This is a genomic window from Sphingomonas faeni (assembly GCF_040407505.1).
Classification (GTDB): domain Bacteria; phylum Pseudomonadota; class Alphaproteobacteria; order Sphingomonadales; family Sphingomonadaceae; genus Sphingomonas; species Sphingomonas faeni_E.
In genome coordinates this window covers 138266-152461 of record NZ_JAPZPQ010000001.1, presented here as the reverse complement: position 1 = coordinate 152461, position 14196 = coordinate 138266, and the positions used below count along the sequence as shown (strand labels likewise).

The following is a 14196-nucleotide window of genomic DNA, read 5'->3' as shown; positions in this document are numbered from 1 at the left end:
ATACGATCTCCCCGGAGCCAGCGCCGCCAAATAAACGCCGTCTGCTGTCCGCGATGGGCAGTTTACCCACCGGCGCCAAACTTTTCCTGATTATCAGTGCGGCTCTTCTGCCGCTGGCTTTGATCGCGGTGTTTGCCACGCTGCAGACGACGCGGTTGGCCGATGCAGAGGCGCGTGCTCGGCTGCGCGTGACGGCGGACGAAAGTGCCCGCGCCATCGCGATCGAGCTCGTCGGCGACATGACCGCGCTTCGGGTTGCGGTAAACGCGCTCGGGACCGATCCTGCCGATGCGCCGAGTTGCGCACGTGCTCAGGGCGTGTTTGCGCAACAATCCTCTGCCGGGACCCGCTTCATCATCACCGACCGCGCCGGCCATGTCCTGTGCGGCGTTCCGCTGCCCAACCCGGTGACCGTGCGGCAGGACAACATGCCCGTTGCCGCAGCGATCGTCCCGGACAATGGGCTGATCCTCGCTATTTCCGGACCCAGCGGCGACACGTCCGCCCGCGCCTTCTTCCCACGTGCCTTCCTGGAGAAGACCGGGCGTCCCTCGACGCGCGCGTCCGCATTCAGCAGCGCGATCGTGCTGGACGAAGACGCGCTTCACCTCGAAACGATCGCCGACGAGCGCCCGCTCGATCGCATGGAGACTATGCGGACCGAACTGGGCGTCGCTGGGCTGGCGTTGCGGACGAGCATTCGCAGCGCACCGGTGACGTCGTCGCTGATCGTGGCGATGCTGTTGCCGCTGCTGATGTGGATCGCCGCAGCGAGCATAGCGTGGTTCGTGGTCGACCGGCTTCTGATCCGCCCGCTCCGCCGCCTGCGCGGTGCGGTCGCCGCCTTCACGCCTGGCGAGGAACTCGACTTCGGCACCGTCCACACGCTGCCCGCACAGGAAATCCGCGAACTGGGGGAAACCTTCCAGTCGATCAGCCGGACGGTTGCGCTTCACGAGGCCGGTCTTGCGGAAGGACTGGTGCGCCAGACCAAACTGACGCGCGAAGTGCACCACCGCGTGAAGAACAATCTTCAGGTCATCTCCAGCCTGATCAACTTTCACGCCCGCAGCGCACCCAGCCCTGACGCCACCGCCGCCTATTCGTCGATCCAGCGCCGCGTCGATGCGCTGGCCGTGGTTCACCGCAACCACTTTGCCGAGCTCGAGGAAAACCGTGGGTTGAACCTGCGAACGATGATCGGCGAGCTTTCCGCCAACATCCGCGCGACCGCGTCGGATCGCTCGCACGGCCTGGGCATCACGCTCGATATCGATCCGTATCTGGTCAACCAGGACGTCGCGGTCGCGCTGGCGTTCCTGGTGACGGAGACGATCGAACTGGCGATGAGCTGCGACCCTGCGGCGCAGATCAGGATCGTGGTGAAGCCGGCCGACAAGCTTGCCGACAAGCCCGACCGGGCGGTCGTCCGCGTCGTTTCGCGTGCGCTGGTCGAGAGCGATGCGTTCCGAGAGGCCCTGTCGCGCTATGGTCGCGTCATGGAAGGCCTGTCGCGCCAGTTGCGGTCGCCTCTGCACCACGATCCACTGGTCGGCGCGTACGAGATCGCCTTCGCCATTACGGGACGCGACTAAGTCCGCCTCCAAATCGTCTGATCGAAATCAAACGATCCATTTAATTGAATAGATTCGAAGAAAAGCGGGAACCGACTATCGCCGTTGCCGTTCTACACTTCGGATAGCGACTTTATGCCCCCCCGCTCTCGCTATCCAGAACACAGGCCCGGTAGCACACCCTCCCCCCCCTGGTGATGTTGCCGGGCCTTTATTCCGAAAATTGCCTTTTCCTGCCGTGCGTTGGTTCCAGCGGCGGAACGAATGGCGCCCCCGAACATTCCCCCTCCCGTGGCATTCAAGCCCTTCTAGGAGGAAGTATCATGCGTAAGTTGGTTGGACTGGCGATTGTAGCCAGCGCTTTGATGGTGTCGGCATGCAACACGGTCGAGGGCGCAGGCAAGGACGTGGCCTCGGCGGGCAAGACCGTCGCGAAGACCGCGGACAACGCCAAGTAAGCCTTTGCGCTTATGATAACGAAACGGGGCCCGGTGCGCATGCACCAGACCCCGTTTTCGTATGTGCTCTGACGGGTAGTAAGCTTCGGCTCGGCGTCAGCTCTCGACGATGTCAGTGGAGTCGCCCTCGACCGCTTTGGCCTTCGCCCGGCTACGCTCGGTGAACCAGATCCCGATCAGTGCGAGTTCGTAGAGGATCACCAGCGGGATCGCGAGCAGCAGCTGCGAACCGATATCCGGCGGCGTCAGCACGGCGGCAATCGCGAACGCCGCGACGATCGCATAGCGCCGCGCGCCGATCAGTTGCTTGCGCGTGACGATCCCTGCCCGCTCCAGCAGCATCAACAGGACGGGCAACAGGAACGAGATACCGAAGCCGAATAGAAACTGCATCGTGAACGACAGGTAGTTGCCGATCGCCGGCAGCGCCTCGCGGTGAATGCCGCCGACCATCCCATCGAAGCCGAGCAGGAAGTGCAGCGCCATAGGGATCGCGACGTAATAGGCCATCGCGGCGCCCGTCAGGAACAGGACAGGCGTGGCGAGGATGAACGGCAGCAGCGCGCCGCGTTCCTTCTTGTAGAGGCCGGGCGCGACGAACTGCCACACCTGGTTCGCGATCACCGGGAACGACAGCATCATCGCGGCGAAGAACGCCACCTTGATCTGGACGAAGAACGCCTCGAAGATCTCGGTATAGATCACCTTGTTCTGACCCGCCGCGAGCAGCGGGTGAACGAGGAAGCCGAAGATGTTCTCGGCGAAATACATCGCTACCGCGAACGTCACGATCAGCGCGGCGATGCAATAGAGCAACCGCCGCCGCAGCTCGATCAGATGGTCGAGCAACGGTGCCCGGCTTTCGTCGATCTCGCTCATATCTGGCTTTCGGCGTTATGGAGGTTAGTCACGGCCGCTGCGTTCACGATGACGCCACGTCGGACTTGCCGGTCTTGTCGTCGGAATGGGGCGCGGTCGCGGGCGGCGTATCCAGCGGCCCGTCGAACAGGTCCGGACCGCGATCCGCCAATGGCTTATGCTCCTGCTCGGCTGGTACCGGCGAAGCATGCTCTGACGCGGCAGCCACCACGGGCTTCTCGACCATCACCGGCTCGTCGGTATGATCGACGGACCGATAATCGCGACGGTGCTCCTCCGTCTCCGGCGAATGCACGACCTGATTGGTATCGGCCGTCGAGTCCGTGCCCGTCTGCGGATGCTCGCGCATGATGCGTTCGTTTTCCGACGCCCAGCGCTTTTCCATTTCTTCGAGTTCGGCCTCGCGAACCATCGAATCGAAGCCCGAGCGGAACTGCCGCGCGACGCCGCGCGCCTTGCCGACCCAGTAGCCGACCACGCGCATCGCCTTGGGCAGGTCCTTCGGACCGATCACGACGAGCGCGACGAAGGCCACGAGCAGAAACTCGGAGGGCGCGATATCGAACATTCAGCCGCGCCTATCTAGGGTCGTCAACTCTGCCGGCTTCAGGCAGGACGGTCGTCGCGGACGCGATTGCCGTCGCGATCGAACGCAGGATCGGCCGTCTTCTGCGCTTCGATCCGTGCCGATGGCTTGGCCGGCGTCTCGTCGTCGTTCTCGGACATGCCCTTCTTGAAGTTCTTCACGCCCTTGGCGACGTCGCCCATCAGGTTCGAGAATCGGCCGCCGCCGAGAAGGAGGATCGCGACGACCGCGAGAACGAGCAAGTGAATCGGGCTAAAACCGCCCATGGCAATTCTCCTGGAAACTGAACCCTATCTAAGCCTCATCCCGCCGCTTTGCCAGCCACCTCGCCATCCCCGCTGTTATCTTCGCCATCTTCGAGGCGATCGAAGGCGAGATCGACCGGATCGAGCAGCCCCGCCGCACGCAGATCGTCGATTCCGGGCAGGTCGCGGCGGCTCTGGAGGCCGAAATGGACGAGGAACGCTGGGGACGTCGCAAACATCAGCGGGCGTCCCGGTACTTCGCGTCGTCCGGCCGGCTTCACCCAGCCCGCTTCCATCAGGACGTCGAGCGTCCCCTTCGAGATCTGCACGCCGCGAATCGCCTCGATTTCCGCGCGGGTCACGGGCTCGTGATAGGCGATGATCGCCAGCGTCTCGATCCCAGGGCGACTAAGCTTGCGCGGTTCCTCGCGGTCGCGGCGGAGCATGTGCGCCATGTCCGGCGCGGTCTGGAACTGCCAGCGCTCGCCGCGTCGAACGATCGCGATGCCGCGGCCGGCATAGTCGGCGGTCAGTTGGTCGAGTGCCGAACGGACGTCACCGTTGCCGACATGCGCTCGAATCGCGTCGAGCGTCAGCGGAGTCTCGGCCGCGAACAGCACTGCCTCGACGGCGCGCGTGAAGTCGTCGGGTGGGGTCACGCGCGGGCTCTCAGATACAACGGCGCGAAGGGTGACGCCTGGCGCAGTTCGATTTTGCCCTGCCGTGCGAGTTCGAGCGCTGCGACGAAGCTCGACGCGAGCGCCGACCGCCGGAGACGCTCGCCCGCTTCGGGGAGGAAGCTTTCGATCACGCTCCAGTCGATCCGCTCGCCGACCAGCATCGACACGCGCTCGAGCGCCGCCTCTAGCGTCATCACTTCGCGGTCGGCGACAACGTGCATCACCGGCCGCGTCCGCGCGGAAATGCGGCCGTATGCGGCGATCAGATCGAAGATCTCGGCCTGCCATGTGGCCTTGCGCACCGTACGCAGCCCCTCTGGTGCGCCGCGCAGGAACACGTCTCGCCCGGTCCGGTCGCGCGCCATCAGCCGCGCGCCGGCCTCGCGCATCGCACTCAGCCGTTCGAGCCTCAGTTGGAGCCGCAGCGCGAGCTCTTCCGGATCGGGCTCGGCGAGTGGGTCGCGGGGCAGGAGCAGCGCCGATTTCAGATAGGCGAGCCATGCTGCCATCACGAGATAGTCGGCGGCGAGTTCAAGCTTCAGCGCGCGCGCGGAGTCGACGTACGCCAGATACTGCTCGACCAGCGCGAGGATCGAGATTTTCCGCAGATCGACCTTCTGCCCCCGCGCGAGCGACAGCAGCAGATCGAGCGGCCCCTCCCATCCGTCGAGATCCAGGGTCAGTTGCGCATCGTCCATCGCCGGACGCTACAGCGCGCGCCGCCGGGCATCCACCCTCCACGTTTGACGATGGACCATACGAACCGTACACGTCTCATATCGTCAAAGTGAATGTGAGGCTTGAATGGGTATCGTGAAGATCGACGACGCGCTGCACGAGGATGCACGGCGGGCGAGCCAGGTGCTGTGCCGGTCGATCAATGCGCAGGCGGAGTTCTGGATGAAGATCGGCATGCTCGCCGAGGCCAACCCGACGCTGTCGTTCAACGATATCGTCACTGCGCAACTCGCCGCGGCGTCGGTGCGCGTTGGCGACAAAGCGGTTGCCTGAGATGGTGAAGACGGCGGCCGAACTGGCGCTGATGCGCGAGTCGGGCGCGTTGCTGGCGTCGGTGTTCGAGATGCTCGACGAGCAGGATCTGGCGGGGCTGTCGACGTTGCAGGTCAACGACATGGTCGACCGCTACATCACCGACGACCTCGCCGCCCGCCCCGCGAGCAAGGGGCAATATGGTTTCGAGTTTGTTCTCAACAGCTCGATCAACCACGTCGTCTGCCATGGCGTGCCGAACCCGCGCGATGTCATCCGAGACGGTGACATCGTCAATCTGGACATCACGCTGGAGAAGAACGGCTTCATCGCCGATTCGAGCAAGACGTACATGGTGGGCACCGTTCCGTCCGCTGCGAAGCGCCTCGTGCGGGTCGCGCAGGAGGCGATGTGGCAGGGTATCCGGCAGGTCCGGGCTGGCGCGCATCTCGGCGATATCGGCTTCGCGATCGAGCGGCACGCGAAGAAACACGGCTATGCGGTGGTGCGCGACTATTGCGGGCACGGCATCGGTCGCGAGATGCACGAAGAGCCGCAGGTGCTCAATTTCGGACGCGCCGGGACGGGCATGACGCTGCGCGAGGGGATGGTCTTCACGATCGAGCCGATGATCAACCAGGGGACGCGCAAGGTGTCGACCGAGGATGACGGGTGGACGGTGGTCACCGACGACGGCAAGCTTTCGGCGCAGTTCGAGCATACGGTGGCGGTGACGCGCGGCGGGGTCGAGGTGCTGACGTTGCGCGGGGATGAGCGGGTTCGGGGGTTGGGGTGATTTGGGGTGAGCGTGGTTGGGGCGGTCGCAACCGTTCAATCCATTCCGTTCGTGCTGAGTAGTGCCTGAGTAGGCTCGTCAGAGCCGTATCGAAGGCGCGTATCGAAGCACAGGTTCCGCGTGCCAACCTGTCCTTCGATACGCCGCTTCGCCAAGCTCAGCCGCTACTCAGGACGAACGGAAGGAAGTATCCACTCCATCAATACCACCCCGGCGGAGGCCGGGGCCCAATTGGGGGACGGTGGTAACTGGGGATCGCGCCCCGTTACTGCGACCTCTCCAATTGGACCCCGGCCTTCTCCGGGGAGGTGCGAGAAAAGACGCGCGCTACGTGTACCAAACAGGCCTAGGCGCGCGCCAACAGCGCGTCTCGCGTAGCGATCAGTTCCGCGAAATCACCCTTGGCCGCGCCGACCGACTTCATCGCCCGATCGAGCCTCCCGCGCGACGCCTCAGAGATCTCCCCCAGCCGCCCGGCGATCTCGACCATCTCGTCCATCCGCGCCCAGCAATCTAGCACCAGGTCGCACCCAGCCGCGATCGCGCCCGCCGCCTTGTCGCCGGCGGTGCCGGACAGCGCCTTCATGTCGATGTCGTCGGTCATCAGCAGGCCGTCGAAGCCGATCCGCCCGCGAATGATCTCGTCGATCACGATCGGCGACAGCGTCGCGGGGCGATCGGCGTCCCAGGCGTCGAAGACGATGTGCGAGGTCATGCCCATCGGCGCCTGGTTGAGCGTGCGGAAGGGTTCGATGTCGACCTCGAGGTCGCCGTCGGTCGCGGTGACGGTCGGGAGGTGGTGGTGCGTGTCGACCTTCGCGCGGCCGTGGCCGGGCATGTGCTTGACGACACCGACCACGCCGCCTTCCGCCAGCCCTTCGAGCGTCGCGCGGCCGAGCGCCGCGACGCGCATTGGGTCGGCGCCGAACGTGCGCGAGGCGACGGCTTCCGTAGTGTCGGGCTGCGACACGTCGAGCAGCGGCAGGCAGTCGACGGTGATCCCGACCTCGCTGAGCATCACGCCGAGCGCCTGCGCGTTGGCGCGTGCCGCCTGTATCGCGGTCATCGGCGCGCGTTCATAGGCCGCGTCGAACACCGGACCTGCCGGGAATGCGGGCCATTCGGGCGGGCCCATCCGCGCGACGCGGCCGCCCTCCTGGTCGATCAGGATCGCCAGGTCTTGGCGTCCGGCCAGCGCGCGGAGCGAGTCCGTCAGCGCACGGACTTGGTGGCGATCGACGATGTTGCGCTTGAACAGGATGTAGCCGGCGGGCTCGCACTCGGCGAAGAATGCACGTTCGGCAGGGGTGAGGACGGGGCCGGACAGGCCGAAGATGACGGGCTTCATGTTTCGTCTTTATCCCAGCACCGCGGAAGGATCATCCTTCAATAATCCTTCGACACGCGGACGTTGGCGCTCTGGCGACCAAGCGTGGAGATGCTCGACAGCAGCGACAGCCAGCGGGTGACCTGGAACTCGACCTGCGTGGCGGAATAGCCCTGACCGTCGGTGACGATCTCTGCGTAGAGGCGCCGGGTGACGTATTTGCCCGCCGCGATCGAGGTGCCCTGCCCGGTCTGAGGGTCCGCGGGAAGGATGCGGAGGCGATCGAGACCGGCGGCGCGGCGCACCGCGTTTATCGGGTTGAGACCGCTGCCGCCGCCCTGCAATGCCGCGACCGCCGCGGCCAACTGGAGAGCCTCGGGCGCGGACAGATTGGTGATCGAGGTGCCGAACAACAGCCGCGAGAGGAGTTCATCCTCGGGCAGCGCGGGCGTGCTGGTGAAACCGATCTCCGGCTTCAGCGCGTAGCCGGTGACGCGGATCGACGCGCTGAGGCCCGTCGAGTCCGCATTCGCCTCGATATCCAGAGCAGGGTTCGCGGGCACCTGCCCGTCGAAACGGATCACGCCGCGTGCCAACTCGAACTGCCGCCCGGCAAATTCGTAGTCGCCGCGGATCAGCGTTGCGCGGCCGGTGATCGCCGGGTTTTCGGGCTGGCCGGCGATCTGCAGGTTGGCGGACCATTCGCTGGTGAGACCGAGCCCGCTGACCATCACCTGGTTCGGCGCGCGCGCCTTGATCGCCAGCGTCCAGGGCTTGGTCGGGGTCGCGATTTCCTCGCCGCCGTCGGGGAGGTTGATTTCGCGGATGTTGAGTTGGGGGACGGCGCTGGCAGCGGTGGCCTGGCCGAGGCGGTAGCGGCTCTTGTCGAGGACGACGTCGCCGGCGATCGTGCCGCCCGAGCCGTTCGACTTGAACGTCAGCGGGCCGGAGACCGTCGCGGCGATATCGTCGCGGTTGATCATCACCGCCCTGTCGGCTTGCAGAGCGAGGTCGAGGCCGATCCCGGCGGCGGCGGCGAATTCGAACTGGCCGGTGCCGGTGACGCGCCCGCCCTTGCCCGCGTCCGCGCCGAACCGGTCGATCACGAGCCGCGATCCGCCGAAGCGACCGGTCGCCTGTACGTTGGTGAGGACGGTGCCGGTCGTCGCGCTTTCGATCCGCGCGCCGTTCGCCTGGACGACGCCGCGCAGGGTCGGGTTGGCGAGCGTGCCGACGACGTCCGCGCCGATCGCGACCGGGCCTGACAGGTCGAACAGCTCGACCCCGGTGAGGCGCCAGAGCGTGTCCGCCGGGCCGCTGTAGCGGAGTTGTCCGAACAGACGCGCGTTGCTGATCCGCGAGGCCAAGTCCCCCTGCCCCAGCGGCGCGAGCTGGGCCTGGGCGCGGCCGATGGTCTTGCCGGCGGACGCGATCACTGCACGCAGGCCGAGCTTGTCGGGGGAGAGCACCGCCGCGACGCCGACGTCGATCGGGCGCGACGAGAGGACGAGGCCGGCGCGGCTGAGCCCGCGGATCGTCACGTTCGCCTTGCCGGTCGGGGCTGCACCATTGGCGGTCGCGATCGTGAAGCTTCCCGAGGCGCTGCCACTGAGACCGAGCCCAGGATAGGCGATGTCGAGGATCGCGAGCGGCATGCGCGTCAGGCTGGCATCGATCGCGGTGCTGGCGGCAGTGAAGCGGCCGCCGACCTGGGCCTCGCCGCCCGAGAAGCTGAGCTTGGTCGGTGCGAGGTGCCAGCCGTCTTCTGCCTGGGTCAGGACCGCGGGGGTGAGCAGTTTCAGCGGGCGACCGTCGAGCGTGCCTTGCGCGGCGATCGCGTAGCTCGTGGCGGTGACCTGCGTGACGCTCTGGATATCGAACGCGCGACCGCGGGAGCCGGCGATCGATGCCTTGATCGTGCCGACGCCGCCACGCAGCGACGCGGAACCGTTGAACCGCGCGAGACTGACTGTGCCGCGACGCAGGCCCAGGCCGGTCGCGGTCGCCTCGATCGAGGTGCCGGCGGGGTCGAGCAACGTGACGAAATCGAGCTTGCCCTGGCGGAGCGCGACGGTGTCGAGCGTCGCGGCCTTGGCGGCGAGATGCCCTTCGACGCGCTGGATCTGCCCGACCGGGCGGAACAGGAGTTCACCAGAAATACCGCCGCCGGCAACCGCGAGCGCGCCGTTGAAGCCGCCATCGACGACTGCAATGTTGCCGCTCGCCTTGGTGCCGGCAACGTTCAGCGCGGCGATGGCGATCGTCGCATCGGCGCCGGGCGGCAACAGGATCGCGCCGTTGGTGGTGAACGGTCCGAGCCGCGATCCGCCCGCCGCGGTAAAGCCAAACCCCTGCGGCGTCGGATCGAGATGCGCGCGGACGTTCGACAGGCCGAGCGCCGCATTGGGGCTGGCGAAGACGAGGTCGAGCGTCGGCTTCTCGATCTGGCCGTCGAGTTTCAGCGTCACCGGGCCGTAAGTCTGCTGGCGTCCGCCGCCCTCGAAATGGAAGGTACCGTCGCGCCGACGATAGCCGTTGCCGGTCAGCCGGATCTGCGGCGCGGTCAGCACGAGGTTGGTGAAGTGCAGCACGCCGTCGGTGGTGCGTTCGAGGTTGGTGGTGATCCGCGGCAACCCGCCTGCGAGGCTGCGGAAGAACGCGTTGTCGAGCCGCACCATCTGCGCGCTGCCCTGGCCGATCACGCGCGTGCCCTTGCGATTCGGGCCGGGGACGACGCGCAGCGTGGACTTCACATCGACGATGCCGAGGCCGGGGATCAGATAGCGGCCGAGCCCGCCGTTGATGCCGACCTCGAACTGGCCGTTGCGGAGGTCGACCGCGAGATTGATGCTGCCGGTGAGCTTGTCCGAGCGGAGCTTGAGCGCGTCGCCGGTGAGCAGCGTCGGCGTCACACGGAGCAGTCCGTCGACCGACAGGTTCCGCAGGATCCCGCCCGCGACGGTGCCGACCCCGGTTACGCGCGCTGCGGTGAAGCGGATCGGCACGGTTACCGGCGCGGTGGACAGGCGGCCCTTGCCGGCGGCGTGGGCGTTCTCGAACCCGGTCTGGTCGAACGCGAAACGGCTGGCGTCGAGACGATAGTCAAACGCCGCGGTCGCGAACGGGCCGTCGAGGATCGCGCGGAGCTCGACCATGTTGCCGGTCATGTTGTCGAACAATGCGGGCGGCCGCAGCAGCCGCGCCTTGATCCGGACGTCGCGGTAGGCGTTGGCGCCGAGATCGATGATGCCGGTCGTGTCGATCGCCAGCGCGGGCGTGCGCAGCGAGAGCTGACCGTCGAGGCGGCGGTTGGCGAACCCGGCGCTGCCGTTGACGAGGATGCGCGGCGCGGTCAACTTTTGCAGCCGGCCCTTCAGCAGCGACGACGGCGAAAGCGTGCCCGACAGCGTGTAGCGCCCGGCGACCTGCGCGAGCGCGAGATCGACGACGCGCGTCGTGCCGACGATGCCGTTCGCGCGGCCGTTCCACTTCGCCCAGCTGCCGTCGCCGGTGACCGCGAGCGCGACCGGCCCCTTCGCCTTGACCATCCGCGCGAGCACACCGCCCGCGGCCCCCTTTGCGGCAACGTCGAGGTCGAAGCGATCGCGCGCGGGCTCGGCATCGATCCGTAGTTTCAGGTCATCGCTGCCGGCGACGCGGGCCTTGAGGTCGACCAGTGCGCGGCCGGAGCGGATGTCGGCGCGGCCTTCGAGCGTCCCGATCCGCTCGGTCCCGAGCACGCGCTTGGCCAGCGTCAGTCGACCGACCGAGAGCTTGCCGATATGGATATCGAAATCAGGCAGGATCGGGCCACGCGTCCTGGACGGTCTGGTGCGCGGCGTGTGCGTCAGGATCGCGCGATCGACGATCAGGCGGCGTATCTCCAGGCGGTTCGAGAACCAGTCGAACGGCGACCAGTCGAGCGTGACGTTTGGCGCCTGGAAGACCAGCCCCTCCAAATCGTACACGCGGAGATCGGTCAGCCGGGTGTCGCCGTACAGAGACCCATCGATCCGCCCGACCGTGAAGCGCAGGCCGTTCGCAGTCTTGATCGCCGCGATCCGGTCCGCGACGAAACGGTGGCCGATGTCGGTGTCGACGATCAGCAACGCCGCACCGACGATCGCGAGCAGCGCCATCGCCGCGCTGACGATCCAGCGCCACCAGGCGATCGGGCGCCTTGGGCGGCGCTCCGGAACAGTGACCTCTTCGGTCAAAATGCCTGCCCCAGTGAGACGTAGACGGCGATGCGGCTGTCGCCGGGCTGCGGGTTGATCGGGGTGCCGACGTCGAGGCGGATCGGGCCGAAGTTCGAGTAATAGCGCACGCCGATCCCGGTGCCGTATTGTAGCCCGGTGAACATCGGCAGCGGCGAGGTGTAGATATTGCCCGCGTCTAGGAACGGCACGATCCCGAAGCTGCCAAGCACGCGGACGCGCGCCTCAATCGAGAATTCGGTCAGGCTGCGGCCGCCGATCGGGTCATTGTTGGGATCGCGCGGGCCGATCGACTGATAGCCGTAGCCGCGTACCGACGCGCCGCCGCCGGCGTAGAAGCGGCGTGATGGCGCGACCTGATCGCGCGGGGCGCCGACGATTGTGCCGAGCCGGGTGCGCGCGGCGAGAACAACGCGATCCCCGAATGGTTGGTACACGCTGCCGTCGAACTGGGTGCGCGCATAGCCGAATACCGAGCCCTGCAACGACACTTCGGGGCTGATCCGGCCGCCGAGGCGGAAGCCCTTGGTCGGGTTGAGCAGATCGTCCGAGCCGTCGTAATTGAGGCTGGTCGGCAGCGCGCCGATGAAGAAGGTGCGGCGCCGTGGAGCGCCGGTCGAGAGGATTACATCCTGCTCGTCCGACGCGAGCAGTTCGGCACCGACGGACCATGTCCAGGTCTTCTGGAAGAAGATGTTGGTCTGGCGCTCCAGCGTACCCGCGAGCGAATAGGTCTTCGCGTCGTACGCGTCGCGATTGGTATGCGCTGCGGACGCCTGGAGCGTCAGCACCCGGTCTCGCGCCTTGAAGTTGTTGCGGCGGAAGACGACCGAGCCGAGCTGTTCCTGCGTTCCCAGAACCCCGCGCAGCGTCAGTGCGCCTTCGGGTGGGAACAGGTTACGGTGCGTCCAGCTGAGTTCCGCGCGCGCGCCTTCGCCCGTGCCGTAGCCGAGTTCGCCCGCGACGGTATGCGGGGGCGCGCGATCGAGTTTTACGGCGATATCGACGGTATCGGGGGTGGCGCCTTGCACCGGTTTCAAGTCGACGGCGGAGACGAGGCTAGTCTGGATCAGCGCGCGGCGGAGGTCGTCGAGTTTGGCGGCATCGTACAGATCGCCGGGCGAGAAGCGTGCGATCTCCGCGACATGGTCCGCGCCGAACACGCGATTGCCGGGTAGCGCGACGACCTGTCCGAACTTGCGCGCGCCGCCTGGTTGGACGGACAGGTCGAGCGTCGCGGTGCGCGTGGCATGGTCCACGACGATCGCCGGATCGCCGACCTTGGCGAACGGAAAGCCTTCGCGGCCGATCTGCGTCGTCAGCTTGGCTTGCCCCGCGACGATCGCATCGGAATTGACCGGGTCCTCGGGCTTCACGCCGAACGCAGTCGTCAGCCCCGGTGCCTTGTCGCCTGCCGCGGCGATGCCGTCGATCGTCACGCCCTTGAATGTGTAGAGCGTACCGGGGGTGGCCGAAAGCACGACCATTGGCTTTGCGCCCGGCTCGACGCGGGTGACGACGTTGGAGTCGTAATAGCCCTCCGCGCGGAGCAGGCTGTTGAGCAGATCGGCATCTTCGCGCGCGCGGCGATCGAGTTGCGCGGCGTTGGCAGCCTGGTGGTCGTTCGCGTCGAGCGTGGACAGTGCGGCGAACCGTTGGCGGAGCAGCGCGTCGTTGATCCCGTCTATGCCGTCGATCCGCCAGGCGTAGCGGCTCTCCGCGTTGGCATCGACCGCGGCGACCGTGGCGGCCGGGTCCATCGGCGACGTCGCGAGATCGGGCCAGGCGACGCCGATGTCTGGCAGCGGAGCAAGCGGTGAATTGGGGTCGAGCGACATCGGCGTGTCGGCGGTCGGGCTGGCCGGAGCCTGCGTCGGCACTGACGCGGTTTGTGCTCCTGCGGCACGTATGCCCGCGCAAGGTAGGGCACCCGCTGTCGTCAGAACGAAAAAGGCGGCGGCCGGCCCGGCTCGCCCGACGCGGAACACCATGTCCGGCTCCTAGCCGGGCTTGTCGTTGCGGAACAGTATCTAACGCCGTATTTCCGCCACGTTTCGTCCGGGCGGCAGATCAGATGTGGCGTGTGGCTGGCATCCCATGGCTGCGCGTGGCAGGACATGGCGATGGCCGATCCGACTTCCCGCGACACCCTCCCCCCCCACAAGGACCCGAGCGCTGCGGGCGGGTTCCTCGTCGCGCTGGGCATGCTGGGCGGTGCTGGGGTCGGCTTTGCTATTGGCGAGGCTACGCCGGGGTTTCTGGTCGGGACTGGGGTCGGCGTGCTGGCGGCGGTGCTGGTTTGGTTGAGGGACCGGCGGTAGGGGCATCGCGCCTCATTTCCGTTCGTCCCGAGTAGCCATCGAGTAGCTCCAACGGAGCGTATCGAGACGGCGTATCGAAGGACAGTTGGCGCGTGAGACCCATGCTTCGATACGCGCCCTCGA

The 14196-nt window shown here is 66.7% G+C and carries 13 protein-coding genes; 5 read left to right on the top strand and 8 right to left on the bottom strand.

Annotated elements, in window-relative coordinates:
- Positions 1 to 53: 53 nt before the first annotated feature.
- Both O6X71_RS00725 and O6X71_RS00720 read left to right on the top strand, forming a co-directional pair.
- Positions 54 to 1595 carry a sensor histidine kinase gene (locus O6X71_RS00725; protein WP_353464036.1) on the top strand — a complete coding sequence of 514 codons (1542 nt, stop codon included), beginning with the start codon at positions 54 to 56 and terminating at the stop codon, positions 1593 to 1595.
- A 302-nt stretch (positions 1596 to 1897) separates the two neighbouring features.
- On the top strand, positions 1898 to 2032 hold the full coding sequence (locus O6X71_RS00720) for an entericidin A/B family lipoprotein (RefSeq protein WP_056055798.1): 135 nt from the start codon (positions 1898 to 1900) through the stop codon (positions 2030 to 2032).
- Between the two features lie 96 nt (positions 2033 to 2128).
- On the opposite strand, the gene tatC is transcribed toward O6X71_RS00720, so the two are convergent.
- Genes tatC through O6X71_RS00695 form a run of 5 tightly spaced genes read right to left on the bottom strand, consistent with a single transcriptional unit; the run spans position 2129 to position 5120 of the window.
- Positions 2129 to 2911: a twin-arginine translocase subunit TatC gene (tatC, locus tag O6X71_RS00715; RefSeq protein WP_353464035.1), complete on the bottom strand. Its 783-nt coding sequence runs from the start codon at positions 2909 to 2911 to the stop codon at positions 2129 to 2131.
- 43 nt (positions 2912 to 2954) lie between these two features.
- Positions 2955 to 3479 carry a Sec-independent protein translocase protein TatB gene (tatB, locus tag O6X71_RS00710; protein WP_353464034.1) on the bottom strand — a complete coding sequence of 175 codons (525 nt, stop codon included), beginning with the start codon at positions 3477 to 3479 and terminating at the stop codon, positions 2955 to 2957.
- A 38-nt stretch (positions 3480 to 3517) separates the two neighbouring features.
- Positions 3518 to 3763: a Sec-independent protein translocase subunit TatA gene (locus tag O6X71_RS00705; RefSeq protein ID WP_056055794.1), complete on the bottom strand. Its 246-nt coding sequence runs from the start codon at positions 3761 to 3763 to the stop codon at positions 3518 to 3520.
- Between the two features lie 35 nt (positions 3764 to 3798).
- Positions 3799 to 4401 (bottom strand): SMC-Scp complex subunit ScpB, encoded by a 603-nt coding sequence (gene scpB / locus O6X71_RS00700; protein WP_353464033.1) that lies wholly within the window; start codon positions 4399 to 4401, stop codon positions 3799 to 3801.
- The gene (locus O6X71_RS00695; RefSeq protein ID WP_353464032.1) at positions 4398 to 5120 is read right to left on the bottom strand and encodes a segregation and condensation protein A; all 723 of its coding nucleotides are present in this window, start codon (positions 5118 to 5120) and stop codon (positions 4398 to 4400) included. Before O6X71_RS00695 ends, scpB begins: the two co-directional genes overlap by 4 nt.
- A 106-nt stretch (positions 5121 to 5226) precedes the next feature.
- On the opposite strand from O6X71_RS00695, the gene O6X71_RS00690 reads away from it, so the two are divergent.
- Both O6X71_RS00690 and map read left to right on the top strand, forming a co-directional pair.
- Positions 5227 to 5433 (top strand): ParD-like family protein, encoded by a 207-nt coding sequence (locus tag O6X71_RS00690; RefSeq protein ID WP_353464031.1) that lies wholly within the window; start codon positions 5227 to 5229, stop codon positions 5431 to 5433.
- Position 5434: 1 nt separating this feature from the next.
- A complete protein-coding gene (gene map / locus O6X71_RS00685; RefSeq protein ID WP_353464030.1) occupies positions 5435 to 6208 on the top strand; it encodes a type I methionyl aminopeptidase in 774 nt (257 codons plus the stop codon).
- Positions 6209 to 6554: 346 nt separating this feature from the next.
- On the opposite strand, the gene O6X71_RS00680 is transcribed toward map, so the two are convergent.
- The 3 genes from O6X71_RS00680 to O6X71_RS00670 all read right to left on the bottom strand — a co-directional run bounded on the left by O6X71_RS00680 (position 6555) and on the right by O6X71_RS00670 (position 13743).
- Positions 6555 to 7556 carry a glycoside hydrolase family 3 N-terminal domain-containing protein gene (locus tag O6X71_RS00680; protein ID WP_353464029.1) on the bottom strand — a complete coding sequence of 334 codons (1002 nt, stop codon included), beginning with the start codon at positions 7554 to 7556 and terminating at the stop codon, positions 6555 to 6557.
- 38 nt (positions 7557 to 7594) lie between these two features.
- Positions 7595 to 11674, bottom strand: coding sequence for a translocation/assembly module TamB domain-containing protein (locus O6X71_RS00675; protein WP_353465028.1), 4080 nt, complete (start codon positions 11672 to 11674; stop codon positions 7595 to 7597).
- Between the two features lie 74 nt (positions 11675 to 11748).
- Complete coding sequence (locus O6X71_RS00670) at positions 11749 to 13743, bottom strand: autotransporter assembly complex protein TamA (RefSeq protein WP_435368426.1); 1995 nt, start codon at positions 13741 to 13743, stop codon at positions 11749 to 11751.
- A gap of 90 nt (positions 13744 to 13833) precedes the next feature.
- Here O6X71_RS00670 and O6X71_RS00665 point away from each other — a divergent pair, with 90 nt between their 5' ends.
- On the top strand, positions 13834 to 14073 hold the full coding sequence (locus O6X71_RS00665) for a hypothetical protein (RefSeq protein ID WP_353464027.1): 240 nt from the start codon (positions 13834 to 13836) through the stop codon (positions 14071 to 14073).
- Positions 14074 to 14196 lie beyond the last annotated feature (123 nt).

Excerpts from the sequence above, each read along its gene's own strand:
- tatB (WP_353464034.1), bottom strand. The coding sequence starts at position 3,479 with ATGTTCGATATCGCGCCCTCCGAGTTTCTGCTCGTGGCCTTCGTCGCG.
- O6X71_RS00675 (WP_353465028.1), bottom strand. The coding sequence starts at position 11,674 with ATGGCGCTGCTCGCGATCGTCGGTGCGGCGTTGCTGATCGTCGACACC.
- O6X71_RS00680 (WP_353464029.1), bottom strand. The coding sequence starts at position 7,556 with ATGAAGCCCGTCATCTTCGGCCTGTCCGGCCCCGTCCTCACCCCTGCC.
- tatC (WP_353464035.1), bottom strand. The coding sequence starts at position 2,911 with ATGAGCGAGATCGACGAAAGCCGGGCACCGTTGCTCGACCATCTGATC.
- O6X71_RS00720 (WP_056055798.1), top strand. The coding sequence starts at position 1,898 with ATGCGTAAGTTGGTTGGACTGGCGATTGTAGCCAGCGCTTTGATGGTG.
- O6X71_RS00670 (WP_435368426.1), bottom strand. The coding sequence starts at position 13,743 with ATGGTGTTCCGCGTCGGGCGAGCCGGGCCGGCCGCCGCCTTTTTCGTT.
- O6X71_RS00705 (WP_056055794.1), bottom strand. The coding sequence starts at position 3,763 with ATGGGCGGTTTTAGCCCGATTCACTTGCTCGTTCTCGCGGTCGTCGCG.
- O6X71_RS00725 (WP_353464036.1), top strand. The coding sequence starts at position 54 with ATGGGCAGTTTACCCACCGGCGCCAAACTTTTCCTGATTATCAGTGCG.
- O6X71_RS00690 (WP_353464031.1), top strand. The coding sequence starts at position 5,227 with ATGGGTATCGTGAAGATCGACGACGCGCTGCACGAGGATGCACGGCGG.
- map (WP_353464030.1), top strand. The coding sequence starts at position 5,435 with ATGGTGAAGACGGCGGCCGAACTGGCGCTGATGCGCGAGTCGGGCGCG.
- O6X71_RS00695 (WP_353464032.1), bottom strand. The coding sequence starts at position 5,120 with ATGGACGATGCGCAACTGACCCTGGATCTCGACGGATGGGAGGGGCCG.